General features: G+C 46.4%; 26 protein-coding genes. 19 read left to right on the top strand and 7 right to left on the bottom strand.

The genetic code is table 11. The features are described 5' to 3' along the window. The first annotated feature begins 117 nt into the window (after window positions 1–117). Together EAO33_RS02665 and EAO33_RS02675 are read left to right on the top strand one after the other, a co-directional pair. Window positions 118–636, top strand: coding sequence for an outer membrane beta-barrel protein (locus EAO33_RS02665; RefSeq protein ID WP_235853011.1), 519 nt, complete (start codon window positions 118–120; stop codon window positions 634–636). Window positions 637–920: 284 nt separating this feature from the next. After that, window positions 921–1,229, top strand: a complete 309-nt coding sequence (locus tag EAO33_RS02675) for a cupin domain-containing protein (RefSeq protein WP_120944730.1) — start codon at window positions 921–923, stop codon at window positions 1,227–1,229. Here the strand turns inward: EAO33_RS02675 and EAO33_RS02680 are convergent. The 4 genes from EAO33_RS02680 to EAO33_RS02695 are packed head-to-tail and all read right to left on the bottom strand — an operon-like array spanning window position 1,216 to window position 4,295. Further along, window positions 1,216–2,421, bottom strand: coding sequence for a hypothetical protein (locus tag EAO33_RS02680; RefSeq protein WP_120944732.1), 1,206 nt, complete (start codon window positions 2,419–2,421; stop codon window positions 1,216–1,218). The two genes, EAO33_RS02675 and EAO33_RS02680, sit on opposite strands and share 14 nt — an antisense overlap. An 8-nt stretch (window positions 2,422–2,429) precedes the next feature. Then, a complete protein-coding gene (locus EAO33_RS02685) occupies window positions 2,430–3,248 on the bottom strand; it encodes a hypothetical protein (RefSeq protein WP_162982185.1) in 819 nt (272 codons plus the stop codon). A gap of 5 nt (window positions 3,249–3,253) precedes the next feature. Further along, entirely contained in the window at window positions 3,254–3,769 is a 516-nt protein-coding gene (locus tag EAO33_RS02690; protein ID WP_120944737.1) for an NAD(P)H-dependent oxidoreductase, read from the bottom strand. A gap of 52 nt (window positions 3,770–3,821) precedes the next feature. Next, the gene (locus tag EAO33_RS02695) at window positions 3,822–4,295 is read right to left on the bottom strand and encodes a hypothetical protein (RefSeq protein WP_205589484.1); all 474 of its coding nucleotides are present in this window, start codon (window positions 4,293–4,295) and stop codon (window positions 3,822–3,824) included. Between the two features lie 143 nt (window positions 4,296–4,438). On the opposite strand from EAO33_RS02695, the gene EAO33_RS02700 reads away from it, so the two are divergent. From EAO33_RS02700 to mrdA, 8 genes are read left to right on the top strand one after another with little or no spacing between them, the layout of a single operon-like run. Beyond that, on the top strand, window positions 4,439–5,218 hold the full coding sequence (locus tag EAO33_RS02700) for a TatD family hydrolase (protein WP_120944741.1): 780 nt from the start codon (window positions 4,439–4,441) through the stop codon (window positions 5,216–5,218). Next, window positions 5,218–6,318: a lytic transglycosylase domain-containing protein gene (locus EAO33_RS02705; protein ID WP_120944743.1), complete on the top strand. Its 1,101-nt coding sequence runs from the start codon at window positions 5,218–5,220 to the stop codon at window positions 6,316–6,318. Before EAO33_RS02700 ends, EAO33_RS02705 begins: the two co-directional genes overlap by 1 nt. Continuing rightward, window positions 6,302–7,273: a septal ring lytic transglycosylase RlpA family protein gene (locus EAO33_RS02710; RefSeq protein WP_407920457.1), complete on the top strand. Its 972-nt coding sequence runs from the start codon at window positions 6,302–6,304 to the stop codon at window positions 7,271–7,273. Before EAO33_RS02705 ends, EAO33_RS02710 begins: the two co-directional genes overlap by 17 nt. Beyond that, complete coding sequence (locus EAO33_RS02715) at window positions 7,274–7,852, top strand: hypothetical protein (RefSeq protein ID WP_120944745.1); 579 nt, start codon at window positions 7,274–7,276, stop codon at window positions 7,850–7,852. Further along, on the top strand, window positions 7,849–8,409 hold the full coding sequence (lptA, locus tag EAO33_RS02720; RefSeq protein ID WP_407920458.1) for a lipopolysaccharide transport periplasmic protein LptA: 561 nt from the start codon (window positions 7,849–7,851) through the stop codon (window positions 8,407–8,409). The genes EAO33_RS02715 and lptA overlap by 4 nt, the downstream gene beginning before the upstream one ends. Beyond that, entirely contained in the window at window positions 8,396–9,022 is a 627-nt protein-coding gene (gene yihA / locus EAO33_RS02725; protein ID WP_120944749.1) for a ribosome biogenesis GTP-binding protein YihA/YsxC, read from the top strand. Before lptA ends, yihA begins: the two co-directional genes overlap by 14 nt. Then, window positions 9,015–9,455 carry a hypothetical protein gene (locus EAO33_RS02730; protein ID WP_120944849.1) on the top strand — a complete coding sequence of 147 codons (441 nt, stop codon included), beginning with the start codon at window positions 9,015–9,017 and terminating at the stop codon, window positions 9,453–9,455. Before yihA ends, EAO33_RS02730 begins: the two co-directional genes overlap by 8 nt. After that, a complete protein-coding gene (gene mrdA, locus EAO33_RS02735) occupies window positions 9,442–11,214 on the top strand; it encodes a penicillin-binding protein 2 (protein WP_120944751.1) in 1,773 nt (590 codons plus the stop codon). The genes EAO33_RS02730 and mrdA overlap by 14 nt, the downstream gene beginning before the upstream one ends. Here mrdA and serB read toward each other — a convergent pair. Next, window positions 11,204–11,824, bottom strand: a complete 621-nt coding sequence (serB, locus tag EAO33_RS02740) for a phosphoserine phosphatase SerB (RefSeq protein WP_120944753.1) — start codon at window positions 11,822–11,824, stop codon at window positions 11,204–11,206. The two genes, mrdA and serB, sit on opposite strands and share 11 nt — an antisense overlap. A gap of 49 nt (window positions 11,825–11,873) precedes the next feature. Here serB and EAO33_RS02745 point away from each other — a divergent pair, with 49 nt between their 5' ends. Continuing rightward, on the top strand, window positions 11,874–12,332 hold the full coding sequence (locus tag EAO33_RS02745) for a phosphatidylglycerophosphatase A family protein (RefSeq protein WP_120944755.1): 459 nt from the start codon (window positions 11,874–11,876) through the stop codon (window positions 12,330–12,332). Here the strand turns inward: EAO33_RS02745 and EAO33_RS02750 are convergent. Next, complete coding sequence (locus EAO33_RS02750; RefSeq protein ID WP_162982187.1) at window positions 12,329–13,192, bottom strand: outer membrane protein; 864 nt, start codon at window positions 13,190–13,192, stop codon at window positions 12,329–12,331. The genes EAO33_RS02745 and EAO33_RS02750 overlap by 4 nt on opposite strands. Before the next feature lie 112 nt (window positions 13,193–13,304). Here EAO33_RS02750 and EAO33_RS02755 point away from each other — a divergent pair, with 112 nt between their 5' ends. Both EAO33_RS02755 and ybeY read left to right on the top strand, forming a co-directional pair. Further along, a complete protein-coding gene (locus EAO33_RS02755; RefSeq protein WP_120944757.1) occupies window positions 13,305–14,225 on the top strand; it encodes a hypothetical protein in 921 nt (306 codons plus the stop codon). 98 nt (window positions 14,226–14,323) lie between these two features. After that, window positions 14,324–14,689, top strand: coding sequence for an rRNA maturation RNase YbeY (gene ybeY / locus EAO33_RS02760; RefSeq protein WP_407920459.1), 366 nt, complete (start codon window positions 14,324–14,326; stop codon window positions 14,687–14,689). Here the strand turns inward: ybeY and tilS are convergent. Then, the gene (gene tilS, locus EAO33_RS02765; RefSeq protein WP_120944761.1) at window positions 14,658–15,689 is read right to left on the bottom strand and encodes a tRNA lysidine(34) synthetase TilS; all 1,032 of its coding nucleotides are present in this window, start codon (window positions 15,687–15,689) and stop codon (window positions 14,658–14,660) included. The genes ybeY and tilS overlap by 32 nt on opposite strands. Window positions 15,690–15,777: 88 nt before the next feature. Between tilS and EAO33_RS02770 the strand changes: the two genes are divergently transcribed. From EAO33_RS02770 to EAO33_RS02795, 6 genes are read left to right on the top strand one after another with little or no spacing between them, the layout of a single operon-like run. Next, a complete protein-coding gene (locus EAO33_RS02770) occupies window positions 15,778–17,100 on the top strand; it encodes an NCS2 family permease (RefSeq protein ID WP_120944764.1) in 1,323 nt (440 codons plus the stop codon). Window positions 17,101–17,160: 60 nt separating this feature from the next. Then, window positions 17,161–18,327 carry a hypothetical protein gene (locus EAO33_RS09385; protein ID WP_235853012.1) on the top strand — a complete coding sequence of 389 codons (1,167 nt, stop codon included), beginning with the start codon at window positions 17,161–17,163 and terminating at the stop codon, window positions 18,325–18,327. A gap of 2 nt (window positions 18,328–18,329) precedes the next feature. Next, the gene (locus EAO33_RS09025) at window positions 18,330–19,514 is read left to right on the top strand and encodes a tRNA methyltransferase (protein WP_162982188.1); all 1,185 of its coding nucleotides are present in this window, start codon (window positions 18,330–18,332) and stop codon (window positions 19,512–19,514) included. Between the two features lie 2 nt (window positions 19,515–19,516). Beyond that, window positions 19,517–21,655 carry a glycoside hydrolase gene (locus EAO33_RS02785; protein ID WP_120944766.1) on the top strand — a complete coding sequence of 713 codons (2,139 nt, stop codon included), beginning with the start codon at window positions 19,517–19,519 and terminating at the stop codon, window positions 21,653–21,655. Continuing rightward, window positions 21,652–22,893 (top strand): tRNA methyltransferase, encoded by a 1,242-nt coding sequence (locus tag EAO33_RS09390; RefSeq protein ID WP_235853013.1) that lies wholly within the window; start codon window positions 21,652–21,654, stop codon window positions 22,891–22,893. The genes EAO33_RS02785 and EAO33_RS09390 overlap by 4 nt, the downstream gene beginning before the upstream one ends. Further along, window positions 22,894–25,029: a hypothetical protein gene (locus EAO33_RS02795; protein ID WP_120944768.1), complete on the top strand. Its 2,136-nt coding sequence runs from the start codon at window positions 22,894–22,896 to the stop codon at window positions 25,027–25,029. The last annotated feature ends 46 nt before the right edge of the window (window positions 25,030–25,075 follow it).

Consider the following 25,075-nt stretch of genomic DNA (forward strand, 5'->3'; position numbering starts at 1 on the left):
TCCCCACCCATGTGACGTGTGCCCACCATCTCTACCACCCCCACCCCTCTGCCCACCATCAACGCCCCCACGCGCCCAATGATCACCATCACCAACAAAAACCTATCAAGCCGTTCTTTGCAGTTTGGGGTGCAATTAGAGGGGGGGTATCAAAAGTATTTCACGCCCTTTATGGGCATCGCCTACTATGGCTATTTTGGCTATCGCTACCTTTACATGGATAAAGCCTTGAGCGCGGCGATTCGGGCTAATAATGTCAACCGCTATAGTCTTGGCATAGGGGCTAATTTGCTCTTCAATGTCTATAGCAAGATCAGAAAGCCTAGGGCAGGCGGGCGGGCTAAGATTCAAGCCTATGGCTTTTTTGGGGGACTCTTAGGAATCGCCCATATTTGGACGGCACAATTTTCTAATATTACACAGGCGCAGGTGAGCAATAATGCCAATATTGACGCGGTCTTTGGGATTAGCGTGCGCATGGATCGCTTCAAATGGAGCTTGGGCGCGCGCGTGCCCTTGATCTCCCAAACTCGCACTCTCATGGCACCCACAAGTATCAATGGTTATGAGAGTTTAACCCTGCTAGACAGCTATAAAAGCTCTTCATTATTCATGAATTTCACCCAAATTTTTTAAACCTCCTCGGCAGAAATCCCACCCGTCTTTAGCGGGTGGGATGAATGCCACTAATCCGTGGTATAATACTCTCATACATTCGTATCTACGGCAGGGAGTGTCGAAAGTTACGCCTTTGGAGATATGATGTGTGAGACCTGTAGGGAATGCGTTGGAGCTCAAACTCTGTAAAATCCCTACTATAGGGACTAGAGTGAGAACCAAACTCTCCCTACGGGCAACATCAGCCTAGGAAGCCCAAATGTCTTTAGCATTTGGGCACTTCACACCTTAAGGAGTTTGTGATGCCAATATTGCGTTTTTTAGAGGGTGTGAATTTCAATTCCTTGCACCTGCAAGTGTTGTTAGAAACGCCCAGCAGTAAAGAGATTCGCATTTGTATGCCTGAGGGACAAGAGATGCGCGAACACCAAGCCCCCGGGCAAATCGTGGTGCGCGTTTTAAAGGGGCGTATTTGGTTTGAAGTAGGGGGCACAAGGCACACCCTAGAAATGGGGGATTGCATTGCCCTAGATGCCAACACCCCCCATAGTCTAGGCGGGCTAGAAGATAGTGTCCTTAACCTCAGCCTCCATAAAACTAGCGCGCACTAAGGACTCCAAAATCCAGCTTTAGCAAAGCCCTGCAGATCGCGCTTTTAGTTTTAAAATGTTGAATCGCCCCCTGTGGGTTTAAATACACACAGGGAATATCATCCACACTTAAAAGGCGTGTTTGTTTGAATAGGGCGCGCAGAGAGTCAAGCACGCTTTTAGGTGGGTTTTTCAACACCCCTAAACAAGCTTTCTTGGCTTTATCACTGAGGTATTTAGGGAGCAAGCAGAGTTGGGGCTGTTTTAAAATGCGTGTGTGGGGGTCTTTATAGCGAATAGCGTATTCAGAGATGCTAAAAGACTTCTCAAAATCTGGAAAGTAGTCTTGAAACAAGCCTTGGATATAAAATTTGGTGTTGTGTAGGTAGAATAGACTTCTAATCAAGGCATAATTTTTAAACGCCTCTAAAAAGCTGTCAGGATCGCTTTTGATGATTTCTTCTAAAAAAGGGTTGTGGTTTTTGGCAAGTTGGGCTAGATACCACGCAGCCTTAAGATTCTCACGCAAGGGGTCGGGATTGAAACGAGTCCAAATATTTATGGGATCCGCTTCGTCGTAAGCGTCAGTGGAATAAACCCAAAAGAAAAACCCCATAGCGGCACTCAAGTCATTTAAATAGGCGCATTTGTCTTGTGTGCAAGTGTGCTTGATGGAGGGTAGGCTTTGGATATAGGCTAGGGGGTCTAGTTGAGAAGCAAGCAGAGGCGAGAAGAAAAAGGGGAGGAGGGTATTTTTGAGAAAGAAGTAGGGATCAAGTGGGTCAGGATATACAGAGTCGCCCGGGTCAAAGTCTATATTAGTTAAGCGGGTGTCCTCCAAATACTCCCATAACAAGAGTAAGGCGATGCTTTTAAAGGCTTTATGCGTGCGTGCGGGGAGTTTGTGATCTTTAAAGATGGGGAATATATCCAAAAGGGACCAAGCTTTTTTGTAGAAATCTTGAGCCCTTTGTTTTTCAAAAGCTTGGAGGCGTTTTTGGCGCGTTTCTTTATCCACACTACGATCCAAAAGCAGGCGCGTATAGGTAACATCTTTATCAATCATCTCCAATTTCAAGGCTTGCATCTGATTTCTCCATGCATCTGGAGGGAAAAAGGACTTATACCACGCCTCAAAGGCTTTATCCTTGTCTGAGACCTTAGCCCCTAGCAACGCCAAGCATAAGAGCCAAATCCACACGAAAGCACGCATAAAACTCCTTAATGCAAATGTGTATAGATGTCTTGCAAAAGGACCTTAAGCCTTGAGTCATAATAGGCATCTAAGAGAATAGCAGGGTTTTGTTGCAAATCCACGCCCAAGAAGGCTTTAATGAACTTGTAATAGCTTTCTTGTTCATAGCTGTCAAAGGCATCATTTTCAAATCCACTAGAGAGCAAATCTAGCTGTTTAAAGGTGCGCAAAAAGGACTTGATGGCAGGATCATTTTTTTGTCTCTCTGACATGCTATCTAGGCTGTCTTGAATTTTTTGGTATGTGTTACATACATCATAATCGCATTCTCCCACCTTTGTAGTTTGACTGACTAGGGTATCCCATAGGCTTACACCCTCCTTTTGGGCTTGAAACACGGGGGCAAAAAATAGATTGAAACCATCTAAAAAAGCTTGGGTTACTTGGGTGGCATCAAAGGCATCGGGGGGCGAAACATAAGTATAGCAGTCAATATCGGGGATATAGCTACGCAAAAGCGCAAAGAGTTGGAAGGACTCATAGACTTTCAAAATCTTAACAAATTCTTTATCTTGGGGGGTTTTTGGCTGGAGGTTTTTTAGCAGGGGAATCTGATCCATAAAATCTAAAGCCAAAGAGAAAAACAAGGAAGCATGCCTCTCCATCGCATCCCTATAAAAATAATAGTCTTTACAATCCTCTGCCCCCGTAAAATCCTTGATCAAATCCTCCTCATACATGCGCACCGTGAGCGCGCGCATATCTTGCATGCCTTGGATCAACGCCTTAGAGGGTTGGCTAAAAGCAACTTGGATCAGCGCAAAACACACAAAGAGATAACGCAACGCCCTCATTTTGTGTTGGTTAAGAATTGTCGGTATTCTTGGCATATTTGCGCCAAGTTGGCATCGCTAATTTCAGCGCTACCAAAGACTTTAAAATGCCCTTGGAGTGTCGCCCCCACAAACTTCGTAGTCGCCTTAAAAGGGCTGAGTAATGTCTCTACACTATAGCTACCCGGGGCTAAATACGCGCTCTCCTGCGCCCCAAAGCTCGTGCACAGATAAAAGGATTTCCCCGCTAAAGCCTTGTTCGATGCGCCAAAAGCAAAGCCATAAGTCAACACATCATCTAGGTATTGCTTGAGTAAGGGCGGGTAGGAATACCAGCAAATGGGGAATTGGAAGACAATGTGCTGGTGTTGCAACAAGAGTTCTTGCTCGGCTAAAACATCGATTTTAAAATCCGGGTATTTGCTGTAGAGATCGCTAAAAACTACAGATTCACCCTCAAGCGCGTTCTTTAGCGCCTTATTGATACGCGAGGTAGCAAAATTAGGGTGGGCAAAGATCACTAAAGCTGGCATGTTTTTCCTTTATGAAAATGGGTTATCATAGCCAATCCGTGTTGCTGCGCGCTTAAAGTGTTTTGGTAGGGTTGTGCTGGCGCATTTGGTAGGCTAGCGCGCGCTGGCTTTGGGTGTCTAGTTGGTAGCGTTTGTCGTAGGCGTTTTGCACGGCGATCTTTAAAATATCGCACTGGTTGGCATACAAAGGCTCATCCCACATGTCTAACACCAACGCGTAAAGCTGGATATTTTGCACCAAGAGTTCGAAGACACGGGCGCGATCCCTAAGATACAACGCCTCATCTAGACCATAATTAGAAATGTGCAATAACACGCGCTCAAAGACTTTAGAGGCGATGCGCGCGGGGAGTTTTTGGGCTAAATAGGTCTTGAGCTTCTCTAATTGGCAATCCAGATCGCTTTGATCAGAAAAGATCAACACGCTAAAAAGCAGAATTTGGGTGTTGAGTTGCTTGCCTAAACGCCTAGTCTGCCACTTAATTAGCCATTTTCTGGGCTTAGAGAGTGTAAAGATCGCTCCCAACACACGCTCCTTGCATTTTATTTGAGGATCATAGCATAAGCGGGCTAATTAGCGGAGTTTTTGCTCAAGTTTGCTGAGGTGGGGAGGTAAAGTTTTTAAAAATATAATATAATACTTCTAAAAAGCCAAACGCGGAGGAATTGATGTTGCAATGGATAGACACGCATTGCCATTTGGATCATCGTCTTTACCATGCCGATGTCAAACAGGTTTTAGAGGACGCCAAGCGGGCAGGAATCGCGCGCATGGTGATTCCGGGCGCAGACCCTAGGGATTTAGACAGGGCTTTGCAACTGTGCGCGCACCATGAGGAGTTGTATTTCGCTGTGGGGGTGCACCCCTTAGATGCGCATCGCTTTGATCATGCGTTTTTACAGAGGCATATCCAACACCCTAAATGCGTGGCTGTGGGGGAATGCGGGCTAGATTACTTCCAACGCCAAGGGGTGTCCATAGACAAGGTGCGCCAAAAGGAAGTTTTTTGTGCCCAGATTGAGTTGGCTTTAGCTTACAACAAGCCCTTGATCGTGCACATTAGAGAAGCTAGCGATGACGCTTACGCCATTTTGAAGAGCTACCCCCACGCGCGCGGGGTGTTGCATTGCTTTAATGGGGATGGTATCTTGCTAAATCTGCGCGAAAACTTCTACTATGGCATTGGGGGGGTGGCGACCTTTAAAAACGCCAAGCACCTACAAAAAACCCTTGCGCAAATCCCGCTAGAACGCCTAGTGCTAGAAACAGACGCGCCCTATCTAACCCCCCATCCTTTCAGAGGCACGCGTAACGAACCCAAATACACCGCCTTAATCGCCCAACAGGTCGCCCAAATTCTCAACATAGAACCTGCCCACCTAGCCCACACCACCAACACCAACGCGCTAACTCTCTTTGGGCTTGCCCCTTTGGCTAAGGTGTCTTAATGGCGCGCCCTTTAAAACTCTTGGCAACTTTCTTTGTGGGGCACACTCTAGCCTGCGCCCAGCCCATCAGCACCGCCCTCAATCTCAAGCCCTTGAATAGCTTTGGAGTCAACGCGGAGTTTCTAGCTAGTGTGGACAATTCGCAGAGTCTGCAAAGTGTGCAGGAGGCTTGGGATCACTTCGTGCAACGCTACGATCGCAATGGGGTGTTTATCCCCACTATCAAGAGCATGCTAGCCCAAGCGGATATTCCTGTGGAGTTTTTATTCATGGCAATGGCGGAGTCGAATTTTTCCACCAATGCCTATAGTGTCAAAAAGGCTGTGGGGATTTGGCAACTCATGCCCGACACGGCTAGAATGTTGGGTTTGCAGGTGGATAATTATGTAGATGAACGGCGCGATCCTATCAAAAGCACACGGGCGGCTATCACTTACTTACACATGCTTTACAAACAAACCAAGCAATGGTATCTAGTGGCGATGGCTTATAACTATGGACCAAGAAGGGTGCTAGAAGCCATTCAAGAGGCCGGTAGCGATGATATTAATGTCTTGTTGGACGATAGCAAGAGATTCCTTCCCAAAGAAACGCGCGGTTATATTCGATCCATTTTGAGTTTAGCCATCGCCTTCAATAATCTAGATGCCTTGCAACACAAGGAATATCTACTCAACCGCGGGGCATACACCAGTTTAGCCAGCTTGAAAATCCAAGGGGGCACTTTACTCTCTTCTATTGCCAAAGGCGCGCACATCCCTTTAAGCCAACTCAAGTCCTATAACCACCAATTCCACTACAATTTTCTCCCCCCCGATAAAGCCTACACCGTCTATATCCCCTATGAGAATCTCGCCCACTTCAAGCAACATTACAAGCCGGGTAACCCCCTACACGCCTTTGTAACCCACAAGGTCAAGCCTAGAGAAACGCTTTACTCTATCGCGCGCAAATTCCACACCAGTGTGGCAATGTTAAAGGCTATGAATAATTTGAAGGGTTCTTTTTTAAGCACCCGCCAAACTCTTCTCATCCCCATTCTCAAGCAACACCCCACTAAGGGCTTGAAAAAAGTCGCGCAAAATGATGTGGCGTTTTAAGGTCTTGCTGGTCTTGTGCGTGCTGTGGGGCTGTGGACCCAACCAGAACAAGAGTAGCCGTCCCTTGCTCTCCAAGCATGAGAGTTTGCGCGCCTATGATGACGCTAGGGAGTTTGGCGCGCCCCAGCCACGCAAACATTCCTTTTGGTCCTGGCACAAACACAAATCTAAAAACCCCAAGCCATCTAACGCCCCTGAGAGCATGGCAAATGTCCCGGCCAATAGCTTGACAGCGGGCATGCGCGATTCAGAGGCGATTCAGCGAGCGACCATGCGCCCTTATCGGGTAGGAAGCAAGATGTATTACCCCACAAAAGTCAATGTAGGGCAGACCTTTGATGGTTATGCTAGCTGGTATGGACCCAATTTCCATGCCAAGCGCACCAGCAATGGGGAGACTTACAACATGTATGCCCACACAGCGGCTAATAAAACCCTGCCCATGAACACCATAGTTAAGGTTACCAATAAGGACAATAACAAGAGCACCATTGTGCGTATCAACGATCGCGGACCCTTCGTGGCTAATCGGATCATCGATCTCTCCAATATCGCCGCGCACGACATCGCGATGGTGAGTAAGGGGGTCGCGCCCGTCAGGCTGGAGGTGTTGGGCTTTGGGGGGGTGATTGCCAAGCAATACGAAAAAACTTTAGAGAAAGCCCCCCAAGCGCACGCACTCAAACAGGAATTCAAAGTGGGCGAGAGTCAAAAAAGCGTGAGCGGAGGGCGTTTTTCCTTGCAAATGGGGGCTTTTAGAAGCCATGAGGGCGCGCAAAAAGCCCAACAAGATTTAAAACCACTGCTTAAAGCCCCCTACCATGCCAGCATTGTGCAAGGCACTAAGGGCAACCAACCCATTTACCGGGTGTTTATTCAAGGGTTTCAAAGCGAAGCGGAGGCAAACGATTTTGCTAAGAGCATGGGTAAGCCTGCTTTTTTGGTGCGCGAGTAGGTGCGTCTCAATACGCTATGGGTGTTTTTCATAGGGGTGAGTGTGGCGATGGGTGCTTTGATTGTCTTTTTCTTGCAACCCCACCCTACCCCCCCATTGGTTAGCAAGGATTTTGCCAAAATTGAAGTGCGTGGTTTTGAAGCGTTCCAAACCAATCCTAAAGGCACGGATTTGAGTATACAAGGGGCTAGGGCGTTGCAATATAGCGATCGCGAAGTGCTCTATGACTTCATCTTGAGTAAATACGACCCCCAAGACAAGGTGCAAGAACAAGCAAAGGGGGAGGTGATGGTGCATAAAAAAGAACTCTACAGTTTCCCTAAGGGGGTGTTTTACACCACCAGCAGTGGGCAGAGTTTCTGGAGTCAATACGGGATTTACGATCACAGCAAGCAGATGTTTCAAGGCAAGGGACCCTTTAAGATGCGTGGACCTGAGGGCAATGTGGACGGGGAGGATATTTCCTACAACCATGTCAGTGGGCTCTTACGCGCTAAACGCGTCCACGCGCTCATCGATTTGCAAAGCGCCAAACAATCCAAACCCCATGTCCCTAACGCGAAGGGCTTGAAATTGTGAAATGGGGGGTGTTATTCCTAGCGCTAGCGCTTTTGCAAAGCGCGCCCATTAGAGAAACCTTAGAGGTGATCGCCGATAAATTCCTAGCCGATGATAAAAAGCACATCACCACTATAGAGGGTCATGTGCACATCAAAAAGGGCAAAGACACCCTCAACGCCAATAAGGTTATTATCTACACCAACGCCAAGCGCAAACCGGTCAAATACGAGGCGATGGGCGCGGTGCAGTTCCACTTAGTAACCCAAGATGGGCGCGAAGTAGAGGGGCATTCTGATCGCCTCATTTACGATGCGATCAAACAAGAATACCGCTTGTTGCAAAATGCGGTGGTGAACGAAGTGGGTAAGATCAATTCCATCAAGGGCGAGGAGATCATTTTGAGCAAAGAACGCGGGTATGCCGATGTGCTAGGGGGCAAGGACAAGCCCGCTAGATTTGTCTTTGACATGGACGACATCCAGCAAGAACAAAAAAAGCAAAAGCAAAAAAAAGCCCAAGCCACCAAACAAGCTACCCAAAGCACCCCCAAACAAGAAGCCCATGAATCCCATTAATGTTGTCCAGAGTCGTTTTTTGATCACAGCGAGCAATTTAGCCCAATGCCCTCCGGCGTGCGCGCCAGAGGTGGCGTTCGTGGGGCGTAGTAATGTGGGCAAAAGCACACTGATCAACCGCATTTTACAACGCCAAATCGCCAAGAGTTCGACCACCCCGGGCAAGACCAAGAACGCGAATTTCTTTAGCACAACATGGCGCATTGCTCCCCAAGAAACTCTAAGTTTTGGTTGCATTGACTTGCCTGGTTTTGGATACGCCAAGGTTTCTAAGCAGGTTAAAAGGGAGTGGGAAGTCTTTTTAAGCGCGCTTTTGGCACAACGCCCCTCTATCAAACTCATCCTACACTTGATCGATTCTAGGCATGTAAACCTAGAATTAGACCAGCAAGTGCGCGCCTTTTTACAACATATCTTACGCCCCGATCAAAGCCTAGAGCGCGTTTTTACTAAATTTGACAAGCTCAATAAGAACGCCCAGCATGCCCTCTATAAATCCCACAATGCCCCCCTAATTAGCGCACAAGGCGCGCTCGATTCTAAGTTTGGGACGCTTTTAGACCTCCAGCGCGCCATCATCAAGAATTTGTTCGCCAAGAGCCTTGATGTTTAAAACCAAGTTCCCCATTGGCTTAGTGCTAGCTTGGCTGGGTTTTTATCTCTACAGCAATATCGCCGACATCTACACTTGGCTACCCCCCATGCTAGCTTTCCTCTTTGCATTTTACCGCCACACTTTAGAGAATCCGCGCGCAGAAGTGCTGTGGTGGATCTTTGCCTGCCTTGTGAGTGTGGAACTCATTTACACCCAACCTTTAGGGGTGCTTATCTTGCTCTTCATCTTTTATGAAAAGCTGGTTGTGCGCAATTTATTGCGCGCTTTTCAAGACAATGTGCTGGGGGATTTGGTGCATGGCTTTTGTGTTTATGGGCTGTATTTGGGCTTTTTAGCGCTTTGGAATCACAATTACGCCCCCTTTTGGAAGGAAGCACTGAGTTACAGCGTGCTAGAGTTTTTGCTTTGGAGAGTGTATGCTAGGGTTTAGAATGCGCTTTGTGTTGGGCTTATTGGGTTTGGTGTGGGCGGTGCTGGTGTTTAAAATCTTTATTCTCACCATCAAGACCAATGACTACTTTGAGCAACTCGCCTTGCGCAACATGACAAAAAAAGAGATTTTAGTGCCCACACGGGGGATCATCATGGATCGCCACCACGAATTGCTCGCCATCAACCAGCTAGGTTTTAGTATCGCGCTTTCCCCCGCGCTAAAAAACTCCGTGTTGCAAGCCAGAATTGCGCTTTTGAGGCGTTACTTCCCTAATTTAAACCAAGATGACGCGCTAGACAACTACCAAAAACAAAATTCACGCTACAACCACAACGCGATCCCTATTTTAGATTTTGTCCCCTATGCCACCATGCAAACTCTCTATGCCAAACTCTTGCAAATCCCAGACATCGTCATCACCCCGGCTAACAAACGCCACTACCCCAATGGCGCTCTAGCCTCCCATGTCATTGGCTATTTAGGCGCGGCTGATAGCAATGACATCGCTAAAAACCCCCCCAGCCAATACACCCACACCATCGGCAAAACTGGACTAGAAAAAGAGTATAACGCTCTTTTACAAGGCGCGTTAGGATATAAATTGGTGAGTGTGAACGCGCTCAACCAAGAATTAGAAGTGCTAGAGGTCAAAGAACCCAAAACCAATAACGATCTCATTTTGAGTTTGGACAAACGCTTACAACGCAAGGCAGATACTCTCTTTGCAGACAAACGCGGGGCGATCATTGTGATGGACGCGCGCAATGGGGAAATTTTAGTGGCTGGGAGTTACCCAGAATACAACCTCAATGATTTTATCGGGGGGATTAGCCTAGCAGATTGGAAGAGCTTGCAGGACAATCCGGGCAATCCCTTGCTAAATCGGATCGTCAATGGGCTTTACCCCCCGGGGTCTGTGGTGAAAATGGGGAGCGCTTTGAGTTTTTTAGAGAATTTACCCATGAACGAAAACACCACCATCCCCACACCCGGCTATATTGAAGTGGGCAAGCGCAAGTTTAGGGACTGGAAACCCGGGGGGCATCAAGACTCCAATCTCTACAAAGCCATTAAGGAGTCCGTAGATGTTTACTTCTACAAGTTCGCTCTAGACCTTCCCATTGAGAAACTCACCAAAACTTTCTCGCAAATGGGTTTTGGGAAAAAAAGCGGGGTGGATTTGCCCAATGAGTTTGTGGGCATTTTGCCCGATCCTAGCTGGAAGATGAAGCGTTTTGGGAGTGTTTGGAATGTGGGCGACACGCTTATTACAGCCATCGGACAGGGTTCTTTTCTCACCACACCCCTGCAAGTGGCTAATTACACCGCCCTTTTAGCCTCAGGCAAACTCCCCACTCCCCACTTCCACCAGCATGGGGATTTCAAGTCCAAAGATGTTTTGGACGCGTTTGAAAAATCCAAATTGCCTATTTTGCGCAAGGGTATGCATGAGGCATGCGACCAGCAGGGGGGAACGGCGTATAAAAGCACGCGCGGGGCTAAGGTGAGTTTGGCATGCAAGACGGGCACAGCGCAGGTGGTGAGCATCGATCAAAATACCACCACACGGATAAGGGAAAGCCAAATGGAATACTCCCAGCGATCGCATGCATGGATCACGGCGTTTTTACCCTATGAAAACCCCCAGTATGTCATCACCATCTTAGTAGAACATGGAGAGGGGGGGAGCAAGAATGGTCCCCTGCTCAAAGAAATGGCTAACACGCTTTTAGAGCTAGGCTATATCAAGCCTTGAGGTGATCTAACACCTCACGCAAATCTAGCGAGCGCGCTATGGCGCTGGCGCGCTCCTTGACAATCTCTTTAGCGTTGAACGCCACGCTCACATCAGCTAAGTCAAACATACAAATATCATTAGCCCCATCGCCCACCACCACAGTGTGGCGCGCCCTTAAGAGTTGTTGCAAACCCAATAACATCTCTCTTTTGGAATCCCCGCGCATCATAGGTCCGCTCACCAAACCCTCCAACACCCCAGCGCGCGCATGCAAGGTGTTGCTAAAATCTGCATCCAAGCCTAATTTTTCCTTAAAAAATGCGGTCGCTAGTTTGAACCCCCCACTAAAACACACCACCTTATAGCCACGCGCGCGTAGACCCTCTATTGCTTCCTTAGCCCCCTTGTGTAGGGGTAAGCCCTCACACACAGCCCTAGCCACGCGCACATCCATACCCTTGAGTAAAGCCACCCGACTAAGCAAACTGGTGTAGAAATCTGCCCTGCCCTCCATCGCCTCAGTGGTGCACGCTTGGATCTCTGTGCCCACCCCGTATGCCTCCCCTAGTGCCTCTAGCGTTTCGGCATCCACTAAAGTGGAATCAAAATCAAAGACAGCCAATTTCATATCTCTCCTTAAAAACCCCTATTCTAGCCAATTTTGTTATAATGTGCTCATGGATGCAAGAGAGTGCTTTTTAACTGTATTTTACGCGGGCAAGTTCCCCAAGGGTCCGGGCACGGCTGGGAGTGTAGTCGCTTTGTTACTGGGTTTGCCTATTTTATACGCCTCGCCCAATACCTTGTTTTTAAGCGCGTTGCTCATTGGGTTGATCGCGATCAAACAAATCGACATTTACGAACAAGAGCACAACACCCATGATCCTAAACACATCGTGATCGATGAATTGGTGGGGATGTGGATCGCGATGGCGGTAGCTGGCTGGGGTTGGCTGAGTCTAATAGCTAGCTTTGTCTTCTTTAGACTCTTTGATATTTACAAGCCCTCTTTAATTGGCACAATCGACGCAAAGGTAACAAACGGGCTTGGGGTAGTGGGCGATGACGCTCTGGCGGGTTTGCTAGGCGGGCTGTGCGCTTTACTCCTAGTCCACTTTGTCAACCTGCTTTTTTAGAAATTGTAGACATAGTTAGCAAAGATAGCTATGTTGCGTCTGAGATTGAAACTGATAAAATCGCCCTTTTTAACCCCATACTCCTCGTAATCCTGCGTGCGCGTGATAGTGAGATAGGGGTCGTTGATGGTGGGGATGCGCACGCCTAGCTCAAAGCCCTGATGCTTGGTGAAATTAGCCCTAAAGCCGATATTGACGAGGAACTGCACGAAGGTGGGCGAAAACTTGGCTTGGAAACCCTCTTCGCTGTTAAAATCGCGGGCGCGATCGCTATAATAGTTATTCATGCTCATACACTGCCCGTCATCATTGCTATACACGCACTGCCCTTGATCATAAGCCTTGCCCATAAGCCAAGAACTCCCCCCGATCATCACCCCGACAAACATGCCAAAAGTGCGATCTTTCTTCTCATAAAAATTTAAGAGCGCGTCCATCCCTACGCCATAAAAGAGATTGGCAGAGGGTTGGCTAAACCTGCCCATTGTGTTGTAATAGCTCCCCCCCTGACCGCTAAAAAAGCCATAATAGCGCAAGCCAAAGCGTTTTTTAGCCCCAAAGAATTGTTTGTAACCGATTTGGATGTCTGCGCCAAAGAGATTCCCATTGTAGGGGGGCGATTTGCCTAGCACTTGTTCTAAAACGGGTTTGCTCACCTTTTGGGTTTGGGTGAAATTAGAGTATTGAAACCCAGCCTCTATAAACGCGCCGTTTTCTTCCGCGCTTAAAGGAGCTAGAGAAAAGAGGCCAAGAGCACTGAGGGCTAAAAGAGAGGATTTAAAGCTTAATGCTTGTGGCTTGTGGCTTGTGGCTTGTGGCTTGTGGCTTGTGAGTGTAGCATAGTAACCTTTCTTTGTCAATAAAATAGACCAAAAATTCTAGCGTGTCTTAGCTTGATTGTCAAGGTTTAAGTTACGCGCCTATGCGAGTTTAGCTATAATGGGGGCTGTAATTATTTTTTAAGGAGCAACCATGAAATTAGCTAAATTTGTTTTGCATTGTGATAACCATCGCGTGGGTAGTTTGGAGGAACTTAGAGAGCATTTTGACATCTTAGATGTGTTGGAGCACTATAAAAGCAACACTTTACAACGCTGGTTGCGCTCCCGTGCGCTCCAAAGTGAGTTAGAGCAAGTCCTAGCCATTAATGCCACTAGCGATGTGGAGATCATCCTTGCGCTGTGCCAAATCTTTAGCGTGGGCGTGGAAAAAGAGGATATTGAGGCGGTGCTAAAGAGCCAACAAGCCCTAGCCAACAAACAAGCCCAGCTAGAGAAGTATCAAGGGCAACAAACAGAATTAGAGAAACTTATTAGGAAATTGATCCAAGAGGCGATCGAACCTAGTGTGAAGTCTATCTCTAGCCTTAATGTCAAGCTCAAACCCCATCAATCCTATTACACACTTAAAGATGATTTTCTTAATGCTCCCGACTTGGAGAGCGGAAGGATGATTTTAGTGGAATTACTCAACAATTATTTTGAAGAGTTGAGTTTGGATACTCATAATGTGATGGATAAACTTGCAATCAAGCATAAAAAATCTCTTTGGAAAGGCGAGCCCAAACATTACCCCGCCCTTCTGCTCTACTTTTTTGCAAGTCCCATGTTTCAAGAGAATGAAGGGCTTGAATATCCCGTTGCAAATTGTTATTTTTTTTCAAAAGCGGATTTTATGGCTGCTTTATCCGATTATGAAATCAGACATGAAGGTAGGTATTACGAGCCAAAACAGGATACAATGTTTGTCTATGTAGATAGCAAGCGTTCATGGGGAAACAAGTGTATAAAGATTAGTGATGATTGCTGGTTTAATATCCTCGTTGGCGAAAGTAAGCTTTACTTGGGTAGCGATAAGGAAACCTACTACGAACTCCCCGCGCTAAAAGCCTAACCTTGTCTGCTTGTGCCATTGAGATCATTTGCGAGGCTAACCAAGAGAATCTGCCCCTAGATTTGCAAAGCTGGCTAACCCCCAAACTTTTGTCCATTATGGAGTATCTTAATGGCGATCACTGTGTGGAGTTGGTGTTAGTCTCTAGCGCACAGATGGCTAAATTAAACCTAGAGTTTAGAAATATCCCTAAAAGCACCGATGTGCTGAGTTTCCCCATAGAAATCCCCGGGCATGCGCTTTTGGGGAGCGTGGTAATCAATGTGGATTTAGCCCTGCAGGAGAGCCAAGCGCGTGGGCATGCGCTTTTAGAGGAGATCACCTTATTATTTGTGCATGGCTATTTGCACCTACTAGGCTACGATCACGAATGCGATCAAGGGCAACAACGCGCCCTAGAACAAGAGATCATCAAACACTTCAACCTGCCCCCTAGCTTGATGGCGCGCACAGAGTGGATTTAGCCTGTTTAATTGCCTCCAAATGTTCTTGCCATTTTGGGCTAAAAAGTGCGGGGCGCAAGGTGGGGGGGATTTGCAAGAGTTGGCATTGTATTTTATAGGCTTTTGGCATGGCTTTGATCGCGTGTTTTCTTGCGCCCACAAAGACAAAGCCCCCCAAAACCCCCACGCAATACACCCTAGCGCGCGTGCTAAAGAGGGTATTAAAGCCTTGGCGTTCTAACTCTAGGCGTTGGGGCTGGCTTAACACATAGCCTAAGCGTTTTAACAAAATATCAATGTAATATAATTTTTGCTTATTCTCTTTAAACACCCACACCCTAGCCACACAAACCATCTCAATAGGGGGATAAAGCTGGTGTTTCTCCACACCCAAAGCCTCAAAACTGCGCTTTAAGCCCTTGTGCGCGCCTTGCATACCCAAGAACACATCGCTTAGAGCCTGCCTAAAGACATTGCGCCTAAAGCGTGGATCAATATTGCTACAATCCTCAAAATAGCGGTAATGCTTGGCGTGTAAATATTTTGTAAGCGCGCTTTTAGGGGTGTAAATCAGAGGGCGCGCTAGGCTGTAATGCTCTCTATTTTCTAAGGCTTCAAAGCCCAAGAGGGTTTGCAAACTTGCCCCCTTAGCTAATTGCATCAAAAACCACTCTAATTTGTCATTGAGGTGGTGGGCTAGAATCACGCAGGTATAGCCAAATTGCGCGCTCAAGCGATCAAAAAAAGCATGGCGGCGCGCGCGCGCTCTAGCCTCAATATTGCCCCCCCTTAAAGGCGCATAGAGCACATGCACGCTTTTGGCGTGTTTGCGCCCCAATTCTAGGGCGTATTGCACCTCTAAATGGGCTTGATCGCGCAGAGCATAATGCACGATCGCCATATCAAAGCGCACGCCCTGTTCTAATAAAAGATAGAACAACGCCACACTATCCCCCCCGCCTGAAAAGCCCAATAAACACCGATTCTTTAACAAATACTCCAAGCCCTCTAAGGCGATCATTTAAGCCCTATCTCAAGCAAAACCCATTAGAATCTGCCTTTTTGCTCCATTCTAACATGAAAGCCACTAAATCCATAAGGAGCAAGCCATGCAAGCCTTAGCGCGCTTTTTCCAATTTAACGAACGGCAAACCAATTTGCGCACCGAAATTTTAGCCGGGTTGAGCACTTTCATCACGATGGCTTATATCCTTGTTGTCAATCCAGCCATTTTGCAAAAAGCGGGCATGGATTTTGGAGGGGTGTTTGTGGCTACCATTTTAGTTTCGGTGGTGGGCACGCTCATTATGGGCTTGCTGGCTAATTACCCCATCGCCATTGCCCCGGGCATGGGCATGAACGCTTACTTCACCTTTGTGATCGTGCTGAGTATGGGGATTTCTTGGCAGAGTGCATTGGGGAGTGTGTTTTTAGCCTCGCTCATTTTTTTAGCCCTCTCTTTGAGTGGGTTTAGGCAAGCCTTGATCAAGGCGATCCCCAACCCCTTAAAAGCAGGCATGAGCGCGGGCATTGGGCTTTTTATTGCTTTCATTGGCATGCAAAATGCCCATTTGATTGTCGCTTCACCAGAAACTTTGGTTACTTTAGGCAATTTTACCCACCCCATTGCCTACATGTCTTTACTGGGTTTGCTAGTTACCCTTGTTTTAATGATTTACAACATCAAAGCGGCGATCTTTTTGGGCATGCTCATCACTGCTTTGCTGAGTTTCTTTTTAGGGCATATCCAACTCCCCGATCACCTCTTAGAACTCCCCACACACACCAGCACCACCTTTTTTAAGCTAGATATTTTAAGCGCATTCAAACCTGATTTAAGCGCGGTGATCTTCACCTTCTTTTTGATCATGCTCTTTGACACCACCGCCACGATGATCGGTGTTGCCAAACAAGCCAACCTGCTTGAAAATGGGCATTTCCCCAACGCTAAAGCGGCGTTGTCTGCCGATGCGCTTGCCAGCACTTTGGGCGCGCTTGTGGGCACTTCGCCCACCTCTGCTTACATTGAATCGGGTGCGGGGGTGAGTGTTGGCGGGCGCACGGGCTTTACTTGCGTGGTGATCGCCTTGCTATTTGCTTGTATGCTCTTTTTTGCGCCCATCGCTAAAATGTTAGCCAGCGTGCCTGCTATCACCTCCCCTGCTTTAATTGTTGTGGGGTTTTTGATGATGAGTCATTTGAGTGCCATTGATTGGCATGACCTAGAAGAATCCCTGCCTGCCTTTTTTGTGCTCTTTTGGATTCCCCTCTCTTATAGCATCACTAGCGGGGTGGGCGCAGGGCTGATCCTCTATCCCCTCATTAAAATCTGTCGGGGTAAGTTTAAAGAAGTCCATCCTCTTTTGTATGTCTTTATGATTCTCTTTAGCTTGCAATTTGTCCTTGACGCGTTGCATGGCGCGCACGCCTAGAGCGCATGGCACACAGCTGCATTCCAAAATTGCATAAATTTTTATAAATTAAGAATTTTCATGCGTGGTTTGATTTTGTTAGTCTTGTTTGTCCTAGGTTTTGCTCAAGAGACACCAACTCTTCAGGCAAAGCTTAAGGTAAAGGATCAGCAAATACCCCCCGCTCTCATTCAGGGTATTGCAAAAATGCGCGCTAAGATGGTCGCCGCCCAACTAGATGCCTTAAAGCAGTTTGGTGGCAAAGCGTGTGGCACCACACACCAATATGCGAAATATTTGTCTCATCCGGCAATTGCTTTAGTGGATTTTGGAAAAGGTTTGCTCAAATACACCCCTCAAGGATTGCTACAAAAACTCAAACCCTATAGCGCTACACAAGAGAAATTTTTAAAAAATTTCAAGCAATTTGAAGCCCTCCACCTCTTATACTTGGTTGAAAATTCTATCTCAGATCCTTGTAGCCCTGTGGTCAAATTTGAAGCCACGCCCAAGCAGGTCGCCCAAGATTTCCTAGATAGCGTTAACTTCATCTACACGCCCCTAATCCAAGCCTACCAAATGGGCTTAGACCCCATAGCTTACATGCACTCTCTTAATGCTGATGCGTTGTTGCAACTCCTTTGCCCAAAGTGCCACCATGCAAACACGACAACAGATCTAGACATCTTCCAACGCGATCTAAACACTCTCATTTCTACTCTTTCATGCAGAGAACCGATAAAGGCATTTTTAGGGCATTTAAAGCACGACAGCGAATCGATGGTTTCAGCTATCGAATTTTGGCAAGCTCTAAGAGAAGGCACGATTATGTGGGCTAATCTAGCCCTAAGGGACGGGCACACGGATGAATTGGTGGGATCAAAAGATGACCCCTACACGCTTTTCTCCACCCACTACCTAGCACGCACAATCTTTTTGCTTTTGCATGCCTATGAGTTCTACATAGACGCTAAAGATACGGATCAATACACCAAAGAATTCCAAGAAAACCCCACCATTTGTCTAAACCCTAGATACCTTTCTGCTAAACACCAACAAGCCTGCCTGCAAGTCTTCAAAACCCAAACCTACAAGCAGGCGGATTTAAACGACTATCTTAAAGCGATGCGCTTCATTTCTATCGATACCATTCCTTGCATGTATTTAGACCCTAGGGACAAGCTCCAAATTTTTAAGTCTAGCAATGCGATCTGTGTGGCGTTGCAAAAACACTTGGTAAAGGAATAAAAATGATCCGCCTACTTCTCTTAGCCCTCTTAGTGTTAAATCTACAGGCTAAAGAACATGTATTGACTATCCTTATTCCAATAGGCAATCTCCAAGAATTCAAAAACGCCCAACAATTTTTCAAGGCATTTAAGGCACTCTATACTTACAAGCAAAAATCCTCTGCCAAGATAGACGATGATCTCGACCCAAATATCTCATATACCGAATACCTGCCCGCCCTGTTTCGGGCTACAAGACATTATACAGATGCCTCCATCCCCCTAGCCAAAGCTGTAGCTAAGCAAGTCCCCTTGTTTCAAGAGTTTAAGCCCAAAAACAAAAGAGAAGCGCAATTCTTAGCCCATGTTAAAAATATGGCAATGCTCCATGCCCTTGACTTCACAGAGATTTCGTTTGATGAAAAGATTACATTTGCTGCCCGCGAATTTTTACACATCAACGCATGGCTCTATGCCCCACTTTTTAACGCCCACAAGCTAGGGCTAGATGGGATCGCCTATTTAGAGCAACTCCATCGCATCTTTTCTAAAAATACTGATTTGCGTCGCATCAGAAATATCCTTGATTTTAACAGAACAAGGGTATATGAAGCAGACAGAAAAAACATTGTCCCTCATAAGCCTTTTAGAAAACGCTTAGCCCAAGATATGCATGAAGCGGATATACCTATGGAAATCTTCGCCCACCATGCAGACTATAGTTATTGGGTTGCGCTAGTTTTGGACACCATCTTTGAGGGGGGGATATCTTGGGACCGGGTAACTAACACAGATGTATTCAGATGTACATTTTGGGACTTCATGGATAAAAATACCCAACGCATAGACCCCGAACATCTCTTTGATCTCTACACAGCACGGGTGATCCCCTTAGAGCGCAACGCCCCCTTTTACGACCTCTTGCGAAACGACGACCCCAAGATTTTAAAAGACACGCTAAAAGACCACCCCACCATGTGTTTAAGCCCCAAATACTTAAGCCCCAAATCACAGCAAATTTGCCAACAACTCTTTGATACCCAAACCTACAAAGCTAAAGACATCCAAGAGCAATTGCACCTCGTGCGCTTGATCTCTATTGATGAGAGCCCCTGTGTGTATTTAGACCCTAAGGACAAGCTCCAAGTTTTTAAGTCTAGTGATGCGTTATGTATGGCGTTGCAAAAACATTTAACAAAGGAATAAAAATGATCCGGTTATTTCTCTTAGCCCTCTTGGTGCTAAATCTACAGGGCAAAGAACATGTATTGACCATCACGATTCCAATGGAAAAACCCCAAGAATCCAAAAATGCCCCCTTTCTCAAGGCGGCTAAGAGCCTCTATGATTCGCTCGTAAATGCCCACAACAGCGCTTTGCAAGTTGCCCTTAAAGCGGAGTGTGATCCAAGCAGAATGGATCGATCCTTTATGACCCCACAAGTCGTAGCACGGCGTTATAAAACATGGATGAGTCTAGCTATCCAAATGATAGACCATGTGCCCTTTATGCAACGCCTAAAAAGTCTCCCGCTTTACCCGCAAATTCGGGGCTTTGAAGCCTTGCATGCCTTTGGCTTGGTGCGCGCTAAAATCAGTGGCGAGGTGGATTGTGAGGATGCGCTAGAAAATGGCGCACCCCCTCCAAAACCCCTTGAAGCCCAAAAACTCTTCAACGCCTTGCAATATAACCTAAAATTTTTCTACTCCCTTTTAATCAATATCTCCAAACAGGGCTTGCCCCTAGAATCTTTCTTAAACGATTTAATTTGGTTTGGCTCTTCTTTTGATTATCAAAACACCCTGATCAACCACCTAAACTTCTCCTCAAAGGACTATGACACTAAATTCAAAGCCTTAGAGAACATGCTAGCTAAAGACTCTTCGCCCACTATCTTACGCCTTAAAACTCTAATGGCGGGTTTAGATAATTTCTTATTCAATCACGATTATGATATTGCCTTGCAAGAAAGCGAAGGCTACTACAAACAGCTCCAAACCATTTTAGGCGTGAGTCTGTATGATATGCAGCTTTTGAAAGATTATTATGCTTACCGCTTTGACATATGGCTAAAAGGTGTGCGCACGCTTAGCCCCTCTCAACCCCCCGCCCCTTTGGATCGCGTGGGTTTCTATGCATGTCTTAAGGACTCTAAAACAGACACCCTAGCATGCCAAGCCTTGTTGAAGAATCCCGATATGGATTTTTACAATTACTTCCGCAATACCCGCCTCATCGCCTTTGATAATCAACCCTGCCTCTATCTCACCCCCCAAAACACGATCCAAAATTTCCCCTCTAAAGACCCCCTTTGTAAGACCCTACAGGCAAATCCGCCCCAAATGGGTATGGTTGTCCCCTCTCATGTGGCTAAAGCCTTTCAAGAGGCACAAGATGCCTTGATCCACATGATCAATACACCCCCCCACGACCTCAAACCCTTTAAAGAACGCCTACAAGCCATTTTGCAAGCCACGCCCCTAGCCTCTTTGCAGGGTCCCAAGTGGCATCATGTGTTTGATTACGAACGCCTCCATCTTTTAGCCCTGTTGCTAGGCTCTTTGTACTTTACGGATTTTGATGTGGATATATACTATCCTGACTCCGTTTCCGCCCCCATGTTGGCTTATAATTACCTCCACAGGATTGATTTCTTCTACACCCCCTTAATCAAAGCCGTGCAACTTGGCTTAGACCCTAGCATGTATTTACAAAATCTCAAACAATCCGCCCCACACAACACCTACCCATGCACAAAAGACGATTTTTGCACACGCCCTAAAAACACCCCAAAGAGCCTATGGCTTGAAGATTTTAGAAGTGCCAAATCAGGCAGTTACTTTTTAAAGAGGTATGAGTTTAATCTCTCTTCTAGAGATTTTATCTCTATCAAATGGACTCTACCCCTATGGACGGCGGCATGGGATGAAAAGCGCGGGTTCTTATTTTATAGGGATTTAGCCAAATGGTGGACTCCCAAAGAGGCTCCGCTATGGGATTTGCACTACCAAAACCGCATTGAGGCGTTTTTCACCAACCAAGACATTTACACAGACACGCTATTACACCCCGAAAAAGTCTCTGCCGATCGCTTGCGCGCCCACCCCACCGCCTGCCTGCAACCCAAATACCTTAACAGCGAGGCTAAAGCCACTTGCCTAGATATCTTCCAGCAACACACCTACAACCCCAAACCCTTGCAAAAGTATTTAAAATCCTTGCGTTTAGTCTCCACAAACAACGCCCCATGCGTGTATCTCAACGCCAGCGACAAACTCCAACTTTTTAAATCCAGCAACGCCCTATGCCTAGCCTTGCAAACCAACCTAAAAAAGGAATTTCAATGATCCGCCTCCTGCTTTTAGCTCTCTTGCTCTTAAATCTGCAGGCTAAAGAAAATGTATTGACTATCATGATTCCCATGGAAAAACCTCAAGAATCCAAAAACGCCCCCTTTTTTAGGGCGTTTAAGGCACTCTATGACCACATGGATAAAGGCAATCAAGACGCCGTGGGCGACCCTGAAGAAGATGAGAGATGGGACTACATGAGCATTGCGTGGGACATTTCAAAATACATCAAGGGCGTCATCCCTCTAGCCCAAACAGCGATCCAACACATGCCCTTAATCCAAGAGTTTAAGCCCAAGAATAAAGCAGAAAGGCGGTTTTTGGCGCATTTGAAACAACGGGAGATGTTGCGCGCGCTAGATAGTATCGGGGTGTACAATGCGTATGCCGATCATCCTAAAAGTGCCACACTAGCCCAAGCATTCTTAGACACCGCCCACTTCCTCTATGCCCCGCTTTTCAACGCCCATAAGATGGGTTTAGACCCTATTGCCTATATTAAAGAGCTCCGGCATATATTGGTCGATGAAAAGAAGTGTCACCCCGCCCCCTTTGCCCCTAATGATTATTGCAATGATAACAGCACCTGTGCGGGCTGTGCTTATGACATCATTGCAAACGCCTATGATGAAGACATTTCTAACGATAAATTCTTAGAACAACTGCATACAGACATCAAAAACATGGCGGGCTCTTATGGGTTTTTCCAACAAAAGATCGGCTCCCGCAATTTATGGGAACGCCTAACGATCCTCAACATCTTTGGCGATGATGAAGATAAATATTTTGTTGCCGACGATGGCAAGCAAGAAGAGATCCCCCCCTCCGCTTATGTCGATGATGATACCTATAAAGAGATGTTGCAACGACACAAGCAACGCATAGACCCCAACCACCTCTCTACCCTCTATCTAGCCCGTCTCCTTGTGCTAAGCCACAACGCCCCCTTTTACACCCACCTAAAAGACAACCCCGTTACTATTCTAAAAGACCACCCCACCATGTGTTTAAGTCCCAAATACTTAAGCCCAAAATCCCAGCAAACTTGCCTACAACTCTTTAAAACCCAAACTTACAATGCTAAAGACATTCAAGAACAATTACACCTCGTGCGTTTGATCTCTATTGATGAGAGTCCTTGTGTGTATCTAGACCCTAAGGATAAGCTCCAAATTTTTAAGTCTGATAATGCGTTGTGTGTGGTATTACAAAAAAACTTAGTCAAGGAGTTTTAGATGGCGCGCTTGTTGGTTGTGATCTGTTTGTTTGTGATGTGTGCGTGCATGCCCAAGCACCCACCCCTACTCCAAGCCCTCCAAGCTCTCCAAGAATACATCAAAAACCCACAGGAGAAAGACCCCTTAAAAGCAAGGGGCATTGAAATGAATCTAGCCCAAAATGTCCTAGATCAAGTGCCTTTGATCCAAGCCTTCAAACCCAAAGATGCCCCAGAAGCGCGTTTTTTACAAACGCTCAAAACCCTAGAAGCTTTTTATTTAGTGATCTTGATTCAAAATCACATGAAGGATAAGCGCGAAGCCATCGCGCAAATGTTTTTAACCGACCTCAATCTTCTCTACGCTCCGCTTTTCAATGCCCACAAAGCAGGGCTAAATCCTGTGGAGTATTTGAAAAATCTTGCTGTCAATTTTGAAGAGGACTTGCCCTACCAACTAAAACGCTGCCAAGAAAATTTTGATAAAAGGTGCATCAAGCGCGAAGTGAGCAATTACGCAAGCGCCATAGAATATTATGTGGATTTCAATAAAGAGGGGATTTTAGCCCCCCTGCCAAGCGATCTAGAAGGGGTTGATCGCCTCTATAATGGGTTTTTGGTGTCTGTCTATGATCATGTGTGGTCTGAGATCACTTTGGGTTATTGGGATAGACAACGCCTATTTACTGATGTGAGCACACGCGCGCAGGTATTACAAGAGTTTGAGCATCTCAAAGTCCTGCATTTTGTGCGCGCGCGAGAACTCATCACAAATATAGATGCCTATGTGGATTTACAAGACATCACCCCCCAACTTTTGCAAGATCGCCCCGCCATTTGCCTACACCCCAAGTATCTAACCCCCAAACTCCAACAAGAATGTGTGGTAACACTTAATTCCTTGCCAAAAGACAGCCAGATTTTAAAAACCCAACTCCAACACTTGCGCCTATTCTCCGTGCATGATAAACCCTGTGCGTATTTAACCCCACAAGACAAACTCCAGACATTCCCCTCCAAAAATGCCCTCTGCCAAGCCCTGCAACAACGCTTGCAACAAGAATTTGACACGCGCATTTGGATAGACTTAGCTTTCAGCTACAAGCCTACCCCCCTTGATCATTTGATCCAAACTGCTAAGCAAATCAAAAAGCTCATGGACAAGGGTAATAATGCGTGTGATCCGGGGCGTGATCTCATTACAAGCCAAGTTGTGCTAGACGACCTTCCCACTTTAGAGAAACTAGGATATAGATTTATCGACCAAATCCCTCTTTTGCAAAGATTAAAACCCAGAGACAAGCAAGAAGAGCACTTCATTACAGAATTAAAAAAATTTGAGCTCATGCATCTTTTTACCTTGCTCTTTGGCTCGCTCTTCAATGTTGATGATCAGCATCCAAGACATATCCCTCTTAAACAGGTGGTGCAAGATTATCTTTATGTTTTAGATTTTATCTACTCTCCCTTGATTGACGCGCACCAGCAGGGTATGAATTTGCACACCTATATGAACGCCCTGCAAGCCCACCCCTTTTACCCCTCCAGCTTTGCAGATTCGATTGGCTACTTTTTAGAACACGAACAAAAAAGCCCCAAACCCATGTTGCCCGTGCAAGCTTTCTTTAAAGATTTCAAAATTGCGGAGCTGGCGTATGAATTAGTCTATCCAGAACGCCCTTACGCCCTCTTGGGCGAATACATGGAGCGGGACTATGCAGAGACTTATGCGATATGGAAATGGCATTTAGGCGATAGTGATGTCGATCCGATCCTAGATAAGGATGCCTTGATGCGCACCTTTGCCCCCTTTTTTACCCAGTATGGGACTCGACTCTTTGAGTTTTTGTTTGAGAGTTACTACTACACCTTTGATGATCCCCTCTCTGAGGGGTTGGATATTCTCACCCTGCAAAGACACCCCCAACTCTGCCTCAAGCCCAAATACTTGCGCCAAAAACTCCAGCAAGCTTGTTTGAATATTTTTAAAGATCACACCTACAGCCCCAGCGCGTTGCAGAGTGCTTTGAGTGAGCTGGCTTTAGTGAATATAGATAGCACACCCTGCTTGTATAGAGATTCCCAAGACAAGTTAAAAGCTCTCAAGACAAAAAATACCATGTGTCTAGCTCTACAAATTGTCTCTCCACACTAGATTTTTTAGGGCATACAAGTATCCAGCCGTAGTTTTGGGGGGCATC

Source organism: Helicobacter labacensis (genome assembly GCF_003660285.1).
Classification (GTDB): domain Bacteria; phylum Campylobacterota; class Campylobacteria; order Campylobacterales; family Helicobacteraceae; genus Helicobacter; species Helicobacter labacensis.

Coding starts and splice junctions, on each gene's coding strand:
- EAO33_RS02755 (WP_120944757.1), top strand. CDS start 13,305: ATGAAATTAGCTAAATTTGTTTTGCATTGTGATAACCATCGCGTGGGT.
- mrdA (WP_120944751.1), top strand. CDS start 9,442: ATGCTAGGGTTTAGAATGCGCTTTGTGTTGGGCTTATTGGGTTTGGTG.
- EAO33_RS02680 (WP_120944732.1), bottom strand. CDS start 2,421: ATGCGTGCTTTCGTGTGGATTTGGCTCTTATGCTTGGCGTTGCTAGGG.
- EAO33_RS02795 (WP_120944768.1), top strand. CDS start 22,894: ATGGCGCGCTTGTTGGTTGTGATCTGTTTGTTTGTGATGTGTGCGTGC.
- EAO33_RS02705 (WP_120944743.1), top strand. CDS start 5,218: ATGGCGCGCCCTTTAAAACTCTTGGCAACTTTCTTTGTGGGGCACACT.
- EAO33_RS02770 (WP_120944764.1), top strand. CDS start 15,778: ATGCAAGCCTTAGCGCGCTTTTTCCAATTTAACGAACGGCAAACCAAT.
- EAO33_RS02785 (WP_120944766.1), top strand. CDS start 19,517: ATGATCCGGTTATTTCTCTTAGCCCTCTTGGTGCTAAATCTACAGGGC.
- EAO33_RS02675 (WP_120944730.1), top strand. CDS start 921: ATGCCAATATTGCGTTTTTTAGAGGGTGTGAATTTCAATTCCTTGCAC.
- EAO33_RS02745 (WP_120944755.1), top strand. CDS start 11,874: ATGGATGCAAGAGAGTGCTTTTTAACTGTATTTTACGCGGGCAAGTTC.
- EAO33_RS02690 (WP_120944737.1), bottom strand. CDS start 3,769: ATGCCAGCTTTAGTGATCTTTGCCCACCCTAATTTTGCTACCTCGCGT.
- tilS (WP_120944761.1), bottom strand. CDS start 15,689: ATGATCGCCTTAGAGGGCTTGGAGTATTTGTTAAAGAATCGGTGTTTA.
- ybeY (WP_407920459.1), top strand. CDS start 14,324: ATGGAGTATCTTAATGGCGATCACTGTGTGGAGTTGGTGTTAGTCTCT.
- EAO33_RS09025 (WP_162982188.1), top strand. CDS start 18,330: ATGATCCGCCTACTTCTCTTAGCCCTCTTAGTGTTAAATCTACAGGCT.
- EAO33_RS02710 (WP_407920457.1), top strand. CDS start 6,302: ATGATGTGGCGTTTTAAGGTCTTGCTGGTCTTGTGCGTGCTGTGGGGC.
- yihA (WP_120944749.1), top strand. CDS start 8,396: ATGAATCCCATTAATGTTGTCCAGAGTCGTTTTTTGATCACAGCGAGC.
- EAO33_RS09385 (WP_235853012.1), top strand. CDS start 17,161: ATGCGTGGTTTGATTTTGTTAGTCTTGTTTGTCCTAGGTTTTGCTCAA.
- EAO33_RS02730 (WP_120944849.1), top strand. CDS start 9,015: ATGTTTAAAACCAAGTTCCCCATTGGCTTAGTGCTAGCTTGGCTGGGT.
- serB (WP_120944753.1), bottom strand. CDS start 11,824: ATGAAATTGGCTGTCTTTGATTTTGATTCCACTTTAGTGGATGCCGAA.
- EAO33_RS09390 (WP_235853013.1), top strand. CDS start 21,652: ATGATCCGCCTCCTGCTTTTAGCTCTCTTGCTCTTAAATCTGCAGGCT.
- EAO33_RS02700 (WP_120944741.1), top strand. CDS start 4,439: ATGTTGCAATGGATAGACACGCATTGCCATTTGGATCATCGTCTTTAC.